At 65.2% G+C, this 14,121-nt stretch carries 8 protein-coding genes; 2 read left to right on the forward strand and 6 right to left on the reverse strand.

Annotated features, from left to right (window positions below; genetic code table 11):
* Positions 1 to 296: 296 nt before the first annotated feature.
* Positions 297 to 4,106, reverse strand: coding sequence for a YhdP family protein (locus tag AC3WLX_RS02880; RefSeq protein WP_492334615.1), 3,810 nt, complete (start codon positions 4,104 to 4,106; stop codon positions 297 to 299).
* A 195-nt stretch (positions 4,107 to 4,301) separates the two neighbouring features.
* Here AC3WLX_RS02880 and AC3WLX_RS02885 point away from each other — a divergent pair, with 195 nt between their 5' ends.
* Both AC3WLX_RS02885 and AC3WLX_RS02890 read left to right on the forward strand, forming a co-directional pair.
* Positions 4,302 to 4,991, forward strand: a complete 690-nt coding sequence (locus AC3WLX_RS02885; protein ID WP_291623519.1) for a peroxiredoxin — start codon at positions 4,302 to 4,304, stop codon at positions 4,989 to 4,991.
* A gap of 111 nt (positions 4,992 to 5,102) precedes the next feature.
* Positions 5,103 to 6,461: a peptidoglycan DD-metalloendopeptidase family protein gene (locus tag AC3WLX_RS02890; RefSeq protein WP_492334616.1), complete on the forward strand. Its 1,359-nt coding sequence runs from the start codon at positions 5,103 to 5,105 to the stop codon at positions 6,459 to 6,461.
* Positions 6,462 to 6,578: 117 nt separating this feature from the next.
* Here the strand turns inward: AC3WLX_RS02890 and AC3WLX_RS02895 are convergent, their stop codons facing one another.
* The 5 genes from AC3WLX_RS02895 to AC3WLX_RS02915 all read right to left on the reverse strand — a co-directional run bounded on the left by AC3WLX_RS02895 (position 6,579) and on the right by AC3WLX_RS02915 (position 13,722).
* The gene (locus tag AC3WLX_RS02895; protein WP_291623523.1) at positions 6,579 to 7,481 is read right to left on the reverse strand and encodes a DMT family transporter; all 903 of its coding nucleotides are present in this window, start codon (positions 7,479 to 7,481) and stop codon (positions 6,579 to 6,581) included.
* A gap of 86 nt (positions 7,482 to 7,567) precedes the next feature.
* Entirely contained in the window at positions 7,568 to 8,440 is an 873-nt protein-coding gene (locus AC3WLX_RS02900; protein ID WP_492334617.1) for an NAD(P)-dependent oxidoreductase, read from the reverse strand.
* A gap of 2 nt (positions 8,441 to 8,442) precedes the next feature.
* A protein-coding gene (gene prfB / locus AC3WLX_RS02905; protein ID WP_291623529.1) for a peptide chain release factor 2 occupies positions 8,443 to 9,574 on the reverse strand; the annotation gives its coding sequence in 2 pieces (ribosomal slippage) (positions 8,443 to 9,504 and positions 9,506 to 9,574; 1,131 coding nt in all).
* Between the two features lie 109 nt (positions 9,575 to 9,683).
* Entirely contained in the window at positions 9,684 to 12,188 is a 2,505-nt protein-coding gene (locus tag AC3WLX_RS02910; protein ID WP_492334618.1) for a penicillin-binding protein 1A, read from the reverse strand.
* A 238-nt stretch (positions 12,189 to 12,426) separates the two neighbouring features.
* Positions 12,427 to 13,722, reverse strand: a complete 1,296-nt coding sequence (locus tag AC3WLX_RS02915; protein ID WP_492334619.1) for an N-acetylmuramoyl-L-alanine amidase — start codon at positions 13,720 to 13,722, stop codon at positions 12,427 to 12,429.
* Positions 13,723 to 14,121 lie beyond the last annotated feature (399 nt).

Here is a 14,121-nt window from a genome sequence, read left to right on the forward strand (position 1 = left end):
AAGCGCAGGGCAATCGCATATGGTTTTTCGAAAGACCTGAGCACGCACCTCGCCCTTCGAGACGACCGCTTCGCGGTCCCTCAGGGTGAGGCTAAGCAGCATCGGTGCACGTTGAAACTGGCGCGACACAATCGATCCTCATCCTGAGGGCCCGCCGGAGGCTCTCGAAGGATGGCCACAGGCGAAATCCCCCCATATGCGATTGCCCTGCCCGCAAGCGGGAGAGGGAGAGGGAGCGCACTTGCTCTGTGGTCGCCATCGAATCTGGCCGCTCAAGAATGGTCGGCGGGTCGCCGCTACCGCCGCGCGAGGGTGCAGCCGCTCGACAGCTGGCGCGTCGACCCGGTCGAGCCCTCGTTCGACTGCGAGGGGAATTCGTCGAACGGCGAATTCTGCTTGCCGGTGTTGAATTCGAATATCTTGCGGAATAGGCCCGGCGCCATCGCCGAGATCGGGTTGACGCGCATCACGGGCGCCGCCGGCGTGCCGACGACCTCGTAGGTCACGCCGATCAGCCCCTCGTTGTTGCCGCCGCCGAGGAAGATGCCGAACAGCGGGATCTGGCCAAAGATGTTGTTGACGCCGTACATCGGCACGAAGGTGCCGCTCATGCAGACCTGGTTGCCGGGATAGTCGATCGAGCCTTCGATGGTGGCGCCGATCATCGGGCCCTTGACTACGCCGTCGCGGATGGTGAGCGCGCCGTTCTGCCGGGTGAACTCGGCGCGCAGCGCGCTGAAGGAGACACCGTTGCCGGTACCGTTGGGGGCACCCGCAGCCACGCGCTCGAGCTGCGCCTCGCCCTTGACCGTGAAGTCGCGCACGCTGATGAGGCCTTCACGCACGGTGTTCGGCTCCGAAGATGGCGGCTCCATCGCCACCACCATCTGGCCGCCGACGGCCTTGGTGTAGGTGTCGGTGAAGCGCAGCAGCGCGCCGGCATCGTTGGTCTGGAGGTAGATCACCTCGCGGTTGCCCTGGGCGCGGCCGCCGCGCAGATCGGCTGCCACCGGCGTGTCGCGGCCGATCTTGCCGCTCAGCGTCAGGGCTTTCACCGCGCCGTTGCGTTTCGACATCTTGGCATCGAGGCTGCGCATGGACTCGCCGTTGAATCCGGCGACGGCGCCAAGCTTGACGTCGATGTCGAAATCAACGTTCTTCAACTTGCTCTTGTCGTCCTTGGAATGACCTGAGATCGCCGACTTCAGGAAACCTCGGCCGTCGAACACGTCGCCGCGCATGGTGCCGCGCACCACACCGTCCTGGCTGCGCTCCACTTTGAGCGAGGCTTTGTCGCCGTCGGACGGCGCGTAGGTCGGGAAATTCGCATTCAGGAGGTCGCCGTTCGCATCGACTTCGAGCGAGCCCTTGATCGAGGCGCCGCCGCCCTCGATCACGATGTCCTCGAACCGCGTCGACTGTGCCGTCGGCACCACCTTGAAGCTGGCCTTGCCGGACTTGCCCGGCAGCTTGACCCAGCCGGGGAGGATGTTGTCGAGCCTGACCGCGGTCAGATCGGCCTCGACGCCGAGCCTGGTGGTCTGCTCCGCGCCGCTCGCGATCTTGCCCGACAGCTTGATCGGCAGCGATCCGCTGACGGCGGGGCTGAGATCGAAGCCGAGCCGGGCGCGGCTGGCATCGTCCAGCGTCACCTGCAATCTGACGTCCGCGTCGCCCTCGGCCGGCTTGCGATAGTCGAGCACGGCTGCCTGGCCGTTGATCTTGACGTCGCCCTTGACCTGATAGCCCTGGTTGTTGGCTGCAATCTTGAGGTTGTTGGCCTCCAGCTTCTGGTTCATCACCAGCTTGTCGGCGGCAAAGCCGTTGAGGTCGGCGGCGACGGCGTAGCTGGTGTCGGCCTTTGTCAGCTCGCCCTTGACCGGCATGCCGAGCTGGATGGTCGCCGAGAACGTCCCCTTGCTGGTGTTGGGATCGACGACTGTCGCCGACAGATCGCTCAGCCGATCATTGGCGAGCATTTCGGCGGCCGCGGGCACCGGGCCGTCGACACGGAACCGGGTCCGCGACGGCGACGGCTTCGGCGCCATGTCGGGCACCTCGAACACGAAGTCGGAGATCGTGACCTTGCGGCCCGAGGGCGTATCCGCAACGCCCTGCCCGATGTTCACGGTCGCAGTGCGCCCTGTCACGCGCGCCCTGAGATCGGCATCGCGCACCACGGGCATCCCGTCCACCGGACGGACCGCGACGCCGCTCGCCACGATGTTGACGGACAGTCCGTCGTCCGGAATGGGCGGGCCCTTGCGCGGCAGGTTCTTGGTCGGCGAGTTGACGCCGATCTCGATGCGCTGGAGCGTTCCACGCTCGATCCGTTCGATCACCCATTCGCGCAATTCCGGGACGACCAGCGTCGGCCACATCCGCTTCAAGGCCGAGGCCGACATCGGCGTTCCCGCAAAGCCGAGCGTGAGACGCGGCTCGCCGGAATAGTCGATGGCGCCGGTGCCGGCGACGCCGATCTCGCCATTGGAGACGTCGGCCTGTGTCAGCAGGATGCGCTTGTGGTCGCTGTCGAAACGGACGCCGATCGCGATGCGGTTGAAGACGAGCGGCGGCTCGTTGTCGATGCCGCCGAGCAGGATCGAGCCGCCGCTAAAGCCGAGCTGCCAGTCGTTGGTGGCGCCGTTGGGCGGCTCGAGATGCGCCAGCAGGGTCAGGCGGTTCGCGCCGGACAGAATCTTGAACGGTGCGACCAGGACTCGCCGGTTGGCATCCCACTCGACATTGATCTCGGCGGAATCGATCGCCATAGGATAATCGGGCGTGTCGGTGTCGATGATGTTGCCGGCCCCGGCCGTGATCTTGCCGCGGAAGAAGGTCGGGACGCCGTCGCGGCCGAGCTCACCCTTGAGCTCGCCCGTCAGCGGCAGGTCGGCCGTATAGGTGAGATCCTTGACCCGCAGCGCCAGCAGGAGGTTGGAGGTCGAGACCTTGTCGGCCTTGATGTCGACCGAGCGCACGCCGTTCTCGGCCGGTCCGATCGTGGCGCGCAGCATCCACGGGCGCGCGCCTTCTTCGCCGAGGCTGAGCGCGACGCCGCCGCGGCTCGGCCGGCGCAGGCTGAGCGTGATGTTCTCGAACGACCATTTGCTGCCACGCTGCTGATCGTCGACGATCAGATTGCCGTTCTTCAGGCCGATCTCGTTGAGGTTCTGACCGTCGAGGCCGGTCATGCTCAGGCTATCGAGCCAGTCGAGGCCCTGCAGGATGCCGCTCTGTGCGGCGGCTGCCTGCGGCGCGGCCTGCGATGCATCCGGGCTCGCGGGCGCTGTTGCGAATGGCGGCGGCGGAACGCCGCTGCGCGGGAATGTCGGCGGCAGGCCGGCGTCCTTCTTGGACGCAACACCGGTCGCCAGCGGCTTTGCGGTGTCGCCGGCGGACACGGTTACGGTGCCGTCAGGCGCAATGCGGATGGCGAGCTCGGCGTCGACGAGATTGAGACTCTCGGCACGCAGGTGCCCCATCAGAATGGCCGCGCCCGACAGCTTCACCTCGGCCTTCGGGGCGCTGGCGACGACGGCTTGATCGCGGTCGCGAACGACGATGTCACGGATGCGGACGGCGATGCGAATCCGGCCGGCGCGCTCGATCTGGGTGCCGCCGATTTCAACCGTGTTGCCGTGGCCGATATTCTCCTCGATCGCCGCCGCCAGCCATGGTGTTGCGATGTCCAGATTGATCGGACCGGCGCCAAGCCGCCACCACAGCGCACCGAAGCAGCCGACGAAAATGACGACGACGGTGGCGACGGCCCCGGCCGTGCGCTTCAACCAGCGGCCACCACCGACTCGGCGGCGCAACGCGCCGAACCCGAAACCGAAACGATGAAGGCCCGAACCGGAACGCGCCAGCAGCCGGCGTGCGCGATGGCCCGCCGCCGCTTCCTGATCGGGATCCCAGTCGGCATCATCCCATTCCTGCGGCTCATATGGGCCGCTGCGCCGATCCAAATCCCGGTTGTAGTCCTGGGGCGACGTATTCCTTGCCATTGCCTCTCGATACAGGCGCCCGTCGTAGGATTGAGCGCCGCCGGGACCGCAACCGTTCGCGGGACGCGAAGCTCCCTGCGCCGGCACGGCCGCCATACCTCGAATATTCCTGCTGTTCGTCATTTCGCCCCGGGAGCGCGTTCAACGAGCAGTGGGGTAGTGTGTGGAATTCCTTGTAACCATACTCCGGCGCCGTCAGATTTGCCCAGCCGAGGGCGCGATTCCGGCACGCCGGACGAGAGCTGCAATACCGCTTCGGTTGACCCGCCGAAAGCGTCGAAAGGAAGGCGTATGTCCAAGAAATCCCGAAAGAAATCGTCCAAAACGTCCTCCGGCAATCCGACTGCCAAAAAGAAGGCCGCAAAATCGCGGGCATCGGCTCAGACAGGAGCCGCGAAAACGCAGCGGACACCAGCAAGCAAATCACCCCGGACCATAGCAAAAGCAGGATCACATAAGGCCGCATCGAAACAGTTAAATTCATCCAAATCGTCCGCCCCGCCCGCTCCGGCGAAGTCCGGCCTGGCCGAGGGACAGAAGGCCCCCGCCTTCCGCCTGCCGCGCGACGGAGGCGACGTGCTGACGCTGGCCGACTATGCCGGCCGAAAGCTGGTCCTGTTTTTTTATCCCCGGGCAGATACCCCCGGCTGCACCAAGGAGGCGATCGACTTCACCCGTCTGGCCGACGCCTTCGCGGCCGCCGGGACCGCCGTGCTCGGCATTTCCGCCGATCCGTTAAAGGCCCAGGAGAAGTTTCGCGACAAACACAAGCTCGGAATCCCGCTCATCTCGGACGAGCAGCATGAGATGCTCGAGGCCTACGGCGCCTGGGGCGAAAAGTCCATGTACGGCAAGCGCTTCCTGGGGATTCTTCGTACCACGGTGCTGGTCGGACCCGACGGCAGGGTGGCCCGAATCTGGAGCAACGTCAGGGTCGACGGCCATGCTGACGAGGTGCTGGACGCAGCAAGGAGCCTTTAACCAGTCCCTCGAATTCGTCCCTTCCCCTTTGCAAAAAATTAACCATGACGAGCCCAGATTGCGGCGGCAGTTGAGCCGCAAGGAACCCATCCGACCGGCGCGGGAGTGCCGATGTCGAAAAGTTCTGCCCAATACTCGCAGTACCCCCAACATCATCCCCACGACCACGGCCGGGCCTTCCAGCGCCGTCCGGCCGTTGCGGCGGCTGCAACCGCGATTGCCCTGCCCGCGGCCGACGACGCCTACACCATCGTCCATGCCGGCAAGCAGGTCCGCTTTGGGCCCGTGGTGTTCTGGATCGTGGTCGGCACCGTGGTGCTGCTCGGGCTGTGGTCGGCAGCGACCGCCACCTATTTTGCCTTCCGCGACGACGTTCTGACCCGGCTGATCGCCCGCCAGGCCGAGATGCAATACGCCTATGAGGACCGCATCGCCGAGCTGCGCGCCAAGGTCGATCGCACCACCAGCCGGCAACTGCTGGACCAGGAACAGTTCGACCAGAAGCTCGACCAGATCATGAAGCGCCAGACGGCGCTGGAGTCCCGGGCGACGGCGCTCGGGGCCATGCCCGACGTCACCGGCTCGATCTCCCGCTCGGCCCCGCAGCAGCGCGGCGAGGCCGGCCAGACCACACCGAAGCCGTCGCCGATCAGCGACACCGTCATCTTCGTGGCGCCGCCGGATCGCGAAGCGCGCCTCGAATCGCGCGCGCCGAGCGTGGTGGCCGCGCCTTCAAGCCAATTCGCCAGAAATCAGAGCTTCGACAACGTGCTGGTCCGGCTCACCAACTCGCTTGACCAGGTCGAGCGGCGCCAGATGGCAACGCTCAGCGCCGTCGAGGAAAGCATGGATTCGCGCATGCGGCGCATGCGCGGGGTGGTCAGTGATCTCGGCTTGAACCTGGCCCATCTCGAATCCGCCGTGCCGCGCAGCGCGATGGGCGGCCCGTTCGTCCCCGTCAAGCTGACGGCCAATGCCGGACCGTTCGAAAAACAATTGCACCGCATCAACACAACGCGCGCCGAGATGGACCGTCTCAACCGCACCCTGGCGCTGGTGCCCTACCGCAAGCCCGTCATCGGCGAGGTTGAGTTCACCTCCGGCTTCGGCGTGCGCAGCGATCCTTTCCTGGGCCGGCCGGCAATGCATACCGGGCTCGACTTCCGCGCCGCCACGGGCGACCCCGTCCGCGTCACCGCCTACGGCAAGGTGGTTTCCGCCGGCTGGTCCGGCGGCTACGGCCGCATGGTCGAGGTCGATCACGGCAACGGGCTGTCGACCCGCTACGGCCATCTCTCCGAGATCAACGTCAGAGTCGGCGAGATCGTGAAGATCGGCCAAGTGATCGGGCTGGTCGGCTCGACCGGCCGTTCGACCGGCCCGCACCTGCACTACGAGACCCGCATCGAAGGCGAAGCGGTGGACCCGCAGAAATTCCTGCGCGCCGGCGTGCGGCTCAGTGCGGGTTAGTTTCGGCATTGCGCCGCAGACGCACTACATCCTCCCGAAGGGAAGCATTAGGTCCCCTTTGCGTTGAACATTGCCTCAGGCTGGTGTCTTCAATGCAAGCGCCAGATCGCCAGTAACCTACACCACGCGCCGCAATACGCGCCCATCGATCACGAGCAGCGCGCTAGCAATGACCAGGGCGCCGGCAATCTCACGCACTGAAATCGACTCACCCAGGACCAGATAGCCGAGCAGGATTGCAGTCACGGGAAGGAGGAGCGTTACCAGCGTCACGTTGGTTGCCCCCGAGCGCCGCAGGACTTGGAAAAAGACGACATACGCGAGCGCGGTTGAGAGACCAGCTGAGCCGAGCACGGCGAGCCAGGTCGTCATGCCAGGCATCGCCAGGCGCCATGGCTGGTCGAACACGAAGGCCAGCACCGTCATCATGACCGTCGATGCGAGCAACTGACAGGTCGCCGTCGCAAGCGGTGGCGATTTCGACAGCCAGCGCCGTGCCACCAAAGCCGCAAATCCGTAGCTGAGGGCCGCACCGAGGCAAAGCAGAATCCCGATTCCCTGACCTGCCAGCAATTCGATCCCGGCCCCCTTCAGAATGATGACGCCGATCAGGCCCACGACAACACCCACCGCCCGACGCGCTATCAGCCTCTCCTCTCCAACTGCAGCCATTACGACGACAGTGAATAAGGGGGTGGTAGCGTTGAGGATCGACGCCAGCCCGCTCGAAATGAACAATTGTGCCGTCACGATCATGGAGAAAGGCAACACGTTGTTGAGCAGCGCCATGGCCACATAGGGGCGCCAACTCGCGACGTCTCCGGGAAGGCTGATCCGATAAAGCCGCAGGAGCGGCAGAAGGAAGGCCGCACCAACCGCCACTCGCAGCAGCACCAGCGTCAATGGCGGCAATTCCCTCAAGGCTGCGCTGTTGAAAAAGAATGAGCCGCCCCACAGGATCGAAAGGAAGCCCAACAGCAACCAGTCGCGTGCGTCAATCCTGTTATCGGCGGGAGGCATAACGTCTCACATCTGGCGGCAAGAGCCTTCGCCTAACGCGAAGCCACTGGGGTGACCACCCGATTTCCGCAACAGAGCTGTGCGGCTTATTTCCGCCGCGACACCAGCTCGATCATCCTGCCTTCATCATCGTCAGGCATCGCAGCTTTCGCCTGCGCGTAGGCCTCGACGGCGGCGCGCGCGACCAGCGGCTTGGCGGCCAAGAGGCTCTCGGCCAGCTTCACCGCATAGGCCGCATCCTTGTGCCGCAGCGCCGCGGTAAAGGTCGCCCCGGAAAAGTCGCGGGCGACCATGCGCTTGGAGTGGCGCGCGACCTGCGGGCTGGCGGCGACACCCGCCTGGATCGATTCCAGCACCAGGTTCATGTCGAGCCCGGCCTGCTCGGCGATGGCGAGGCCCTCGGCAAGGCCGGCGATCTGGATCGCGCCCATCAGATTGTTGATCAGCTTGTAGACCGTGCCGGCGCCGACCGGGCCGAAATGGCGAATGGTCGAGCCGATCGGCGTCAGATACGGCCGCGCGCGATCGAGATCGGCCGCATCGGCGCCGGCGAGCAGCGTCAGCTGTCCGGCGGCCGCTGCATCCGGCAATCCGGTGACGGGGCAATCGATGTAGATCAGCCCGCGCGCGTTGAGCTCGCGGCCCATCTCGCGGGCGTGGTCATAGGAGACGGTGGAGCATTCGATCGCGATGGTGCCGGCCTTCGCCGTCTTGGCCGCACCCTTGGGCCCGAGCCACACCCCGCGCGAGGCCTCGTCGTCGGCGACCATGGTCACGACTGCGGAGGCATCGATTGCCGCGTCCTCCGGCGAAGTCGCCCAATGCGCGCCGCGCGCGATCAGGTCTTCCGCCTTGGCCTTGCTGCGATTCCACAGCGTCACCGTGAAGCCGGCCTCGAGATAGCGGCCAGCCATGCCATGGCCCATCCGCCCAAGTCCGATGAAGGCGACGCGCCGCATGATCAGTCCACATCCTCGATGTCGCCGGTCGTGGTGCCGAACGCACGTTGCGCCAGCGTCGCGGCCATGAACTCGTCGAGATCGCCGCCGAGCACGCCCGAGGTATCGGACGTCTGCACGCCCGTGCGCAGATCCTTCACCATCTGATACGGCTGCAGCACGTAGGAGCGGATCTGGTGACCCCAGCCGATGTCGGTCTTGGCAGCCTGGTCGGCGGCCGCCTTCTCCTCGCGCTTCTTCAGCTCGATCTCATAGAGCCGGGCGCGCAGCATGTCCCAGGCCTGGGCCCGGTTCTTGTGCTGGGAGCGGCCGGCCTGGCAGACCACGGCGACGCCGGTCGGAATGTGCGTCAGGCGCACTGCGGATTCGGTCTTGTTGACGTGCTGGCCGCCGGCGCCGCCCGAGCGCATGGTATCGACGCGGACGTCGGATTCCTTGATGTCGATCTTGATGCTGTCGTCGATGACGGGGAAAACCTGAACACTCGAAAAGGACGTGTGCCGCCGCGCGTTGGAATCGAACGGCGAGATGCGCACGAGGCGATGCACGCCGGCTTCCGTCTTCAGCCAGCCATAGGCGTTGTGGCCGGAAACCTGGATCGTTGCCGACTTGATACCGGCTTCTTCGCCCTCGGACTCTTCCAGGAACTCGACCTTGAAACCGTGGTTCTCGGCCCAGCGCGTGTACATGCGGAGCAGCATCTGCGCCCAGTCCTGGCTCTCGGTGCCGCCGGCGCCGGCATGGACTTCGAGATAGGAATCGAAGCGATCGGCTTCGCCCGACAGCAGCGCCTCGAGTTCGCGCCGCGCCACTTCCTTCTTGAGGTTCTTCAGCGCAGCTTCAGCCTCGGCGACGACGCCGTCATCGCCCTCGGCCTCGCCAAGCTCGATCATGCCGATGTCGTCTTCGAGCTCCTGCTCGACCTTGCCGATGCCTGAGAGCGCATCCTCCAGCGAGGTGCGCTCCTGCATCAGCTTCTGGGCCTTCTGGGGATCGTTCCAGAGATTGGGATCTTCTGCGAGCTTGTTCAGCTCAGCGAGGCGCGCCGTCGATTTCTCGACGTCAAAGATGCCTCCTCAGCAGCCCGACTGACTGCTTGATCTCTTCTACCAACCGTTCGATTTCGGCGCGCATGTCGTTCTCTGATCTCGCGGAATCCCGCGTGCAATTCGAGATGGGGATGTAGCGGCGGCGGCCGCAAAGCGCAACCGCCGGAACCGCGATCGTTCGCCTTATCCGCGGCCTACCACAATCCGCCGGTACCCGGCCGCATCAGGAAGCCGGAATCCGGTTGCTGCTGCTGCGACATCGGCATGCCGCGCCCATCGGCGTCGGCGACGCCGATGACCGAATAATTGTCCGGCGGCGCGGTGCCCGGCTTGAAGGCTTCAAGGATGGTTCCGCCGGTCTCGCCGGGGCCGGCGCGCATGCCGGTCTTGGCGACGACGCGGACGAGCTTGATGCCGGCTGGCACCTTGAACGGAACCGCAGGCTTGTCGGCGAGCGCGAGCTTGAGGAAGTCGCGCACGATCGGCGCGGCGAGATGGCCGCCGGTCGCGGCATTGCCCTTGCCGAGCGGGCGCGGCTTGTCATAGCCCATGTAAACCGCGACTGCGATGTCAGGGGAGAAGCCGACGAACCAGGCGTCCTTGGCCTCGTTGGTGGTGCCGGTCTTGCCGGCGACCGGCTTGCCGACCTCCTTGATCACCGTCGCGGTGCCCATCTGGACCACGCCCTCCATCAGCTCGGTGATCTGATAGGCGGTCATCGGATCCAGAACCTGCTCGCGGCGGTCGATCAGCTGCGGCTCGGGCTGGTTCTTCCAGCCGCCCGGCGCGTCGCAGCCGCGGCATTCGCGCTGGTCGTGCTTGAAGATGGTGTGGCCGTAGCGGTCCTGGATGCGGTCGATAAGCGTCGGCTTCACCCGGCGACCGCCATTGGCGAGCATCGAATAGGCCGTGACCATGCGCATCGCCGTGGTCTCGCCGGCGCCGAGCGCGTAGGAGAGATAGTTCGGAAGCTCGTCATAGACGCCGAAGCGGCGGGAATATTCGCCGATCAAGGGCATGCCGATGTCCTGCGCGAGGCGCACCGTCACGGTGTTGAGCGACTGCCGCAGCGCATTGCGCAGCGTCACCGGTCCCTGGAACTTGCCCGAGGAGAAGTTTTCCGGCCGCCACACGCCGGCGCCCTGCCCCTGGTCGATTTCGATGGGCGCATCGAGCACGACCGTCGACGGCGTGTAGCCGTTGTCGAGCGCAGCCGAATAGACGATCGGCTTGAACGACGAACCCGGCTGCCGATAGGCCTGCGTCGCACGATTGAACTGGCTCTGATCGAAGGAGAAGCCGCCGACCATCGCGAGCACGCGGCCGGTCCAGGGATCCATCGCAACCATCGCGCCGGACACTTCCGGAATCTGGCGAAGCCGGTACTGGCCCTCCACGGGGTGGCCGTCCTTGTAGAGCGGATCGGCATAGATGACGTCGCCGGGCTGGAGCACTTGCGACACCGCGCTCGGCGACTTGCCTCTCGTGCTGCCCTGCAGCGGCCGCGCCCAGCGCACGCCGTCGACCGTAACGATGCCGGTCTCGCGCTGCTTGCTCACGGCGCCGCCGAGCTCACGGCCCGGCTGGAAGCCGATTCGTGCCGACTGATCGCTGGTCTCCAGCACCACGGCCATGCGCCACGGCGAGATGTCGGAGAGCGACTTGATCTCGGCGAGCTTCACCCCCCAATCGCCGGAAATGTCGAGCTTGCTGATGGCGCCGCGATAGCCCTGCTGCTCGTCATAGTTGACGAGGCCGGTGACCATGGCCTTGCGCGCCATGACCTGAATTTTTGGATCGAGCGTGGTGCGGACCGACAAGCCGCCCTCATAGAGCTTCTTCTCGCCATAGCGCTCGAAGATGTCGCGGCGGACCTCCTCGGCAAAATACTCGCCGGCGAAGGTGTGGGCGCCGTTGGAACGGCTGGTGACGCCAAGGGACTCCTTGCGCGCCTTGTCGGCGTCGGCCTGCTTGATCCAGCCATTCTCCAGCATGCGGTCGACGACGTAGTTGCGGCGCTCGATGGCGCGGTCGCGGTTCCGGACCGGATGCAGGGTCGTCGGCATCTTCGGCAACGCGGCCAGATAGGACGCTTCCGCCACCGTGAGCTCGTTCACCGACTTGTCGAAATAGACCAGCGAGGCGGCGGCGATGCCATAGGCTCCGAGGCCGAGATAGATTTCGTTCAGGTACAGTTCGAGGATCTTGTCCTTCGAATAGGTCTTCTCGATGCGCATCGCCAGCAAGGCTTCCTTGATCTTGCGGGCGAAGGAGACCTCGTTGGTGAGCAGGAAGTTCTTGGCGACCTGCTGGGTGATCGTGGAGGCGCCCTGCGGACGGCGGTTGGAGCCGTAGTTCTGGATGTAGACCAGACCCGCGCGCGCCATGCCGGTGTAGTCGATGCCGCCATGTTCGTAGAAATTCTTGTCCTCGGCCGCGAGGAACGCGTTGATCACGAGCTTTGGCACGGCCTGGATCGGCAGGTACAGCCGCCGCTCCTTGGCGTATTCCCCGACCAGCGAACCGTCGACCGCGTGCACGCGCGTCATCACCGGCGGCTCGTAATCCTGAAGCTGAGAGTAATCCGGCAAGTCCTTGGAGAAATGCCAGATCAGGCCTGCCACGGCCCCGACACCGACAAGGAACACCACAGTTCCCGCGGCGAACAGGAAGCCCATGAACCGCACCAGCAAGCGCATTATCTGTTTATCCGTTCAAACTCTGGATCAGCCTAGTATCAGCCCCAATGGACCTAAAAACCGGCACCCAAACTGGCGCCAACCTCTCGTCGCGAATTCACCGGCTTACACAATCACATCAAGGCCGGACTTAAGACGCTTGCCGAACGGGATTCTCGCCGATTCCGGAACCCCCTGCGCCGTTTTTATAAAGCGTCCGCTGTGGCCAAACTAGGGCCTTTGGGGCGGCAGGGAGATTTCAGTTCGCGTTGCCGGCCGTGGCCATCCGCTTGGTCAGGAATGCGTCGATCGCCTGTGCCATCGAGCCCACGGCCTTGGACCGCCAGCCCTCGGAGACCAGGTGCTCGAGGTCCGCTTTGTTGGAGACATAGCCGATCTCGACCAGCACCGAGGGCACGTCGGGCGCCTTCAGGACACGGAAGCCGGCCGACTTCAACGGATGCTTGTGCATCCGCACCGTCGCCTTCATTTCACCCATCAAGAGGCGGGCAAAACGGTTTGAAAAGGTGCGGGTTTCGCGCTGCGTAAGGTCGATCAGGATGTCGGCGACGTCGGTCGGCTCCTCCGCGAGGTTGAAGCCGGCGATCGCATCGGCTCGGTTCTCCGCATCGGCCAGCCGCTGGGCCTCGGCGTCGGAGGCCTTGTCGGAGAGCGTATAGATGGTCGCGCCCTGGGCATCGCCCTCTGCGCGCGGCAGCGCATCGGCATGTATCGAGACGAACAGCGCCGCCTTGTGATTGCGGGCGATCTTGGTGCGGTCGCCGAGGGGAATGAAGGTGTCGTCATCGCGCGTCATCACCACGCGGTACTTGCCGGCCTTCTCCAGCTTGTCCCGGAGCGCCCGGCCAAAGGCCAGCACCAGGTTCTTCTCGCTCTCGCCGCTCGACTGCGTCCCGTTATCGATGCCGCCATGACCGGGATCGATCACGACCACCGGACGGCTGTCGGCCTTCGGCTGCGCGGCTTCCGGAGCTACTGCGGTGGGAGCCGTGGCGGGTGGCGCCTCCGCGATCGCCGGCCGCAGCTCGGGACGGCTTTCAGGGGCGAGCGACGCCATGAAGGCGGCACGATCGACCTCCTCCATCTCGAGCACGAACCGAGCCGGTTGGCCGTTGGCGGCCTCGACGACATAGGACTTGGCGATCTTCGCCGGCCCCGTCAGGTCGAACACGATTCGCGAGCCACCGGGCATAACCAGCCCGTAACGGAACGCCCTGACCAGCCCCCGCCCGCCGCCGCCGGTGCCCGCCGGCAGCTGAAAATTGATCTGCGGCACGTCCACGACCACGCGGTAGGGATCGGCCAGCGTGACGGCGCGGAAGGTGACGGACCGGTCGAGATCGAGGATGAAACGGGTCTGCCTGCCGTCACCGGCCAGTCGGGCGGCCGAGGCGATTGGAAAATTGGCCGCTGCAACAGTGGGTTGCGGCTGGCCTTCCGCGGCAATCAGGCGAGAAGAATCAGCGCACGGCAATGCCGCGAGGCACAGCAGCACGCCTCCCAGCAAAACCCGTCGATTTGTGCGGCTCGCCACTGATTCCGTGCCTCCGAGCAGCTCTCTGTAACGCAATAGAACCACAGGGTTAATCGATCCTTAGTGACGGACGCGCGAAACTCGCCGACTGTGACCGCCGTGCGACGCTCCCTTGCACGGCTGGCCCATTCCTCGTATGTACGGAATGCTGACGGCCGATATTTTCGGTTGTGTCGCATTCAGCCTCCCGGTGCAGCGCCGGAGCTCCCAAGGTTTGGGAATTCCAGCGTTTTCCGCTTCCCTCAACGACCAGCGCGGTGCGCGGCAGCGAGGTGGAGCGGGGTCAAGCCCCGGCGGTGGACGGTCTCGGGTTACCACTCATGTTGCCGGGACAGTTCTGACAGCGGCGTAACCAATTACCCGGTTCCTTGGTCCCAAGTTCTTTGGTCCCAAGGGAGC

Source organism: Bradyrhizobium sp. FW305-F6, assembly GCF_058782905.1.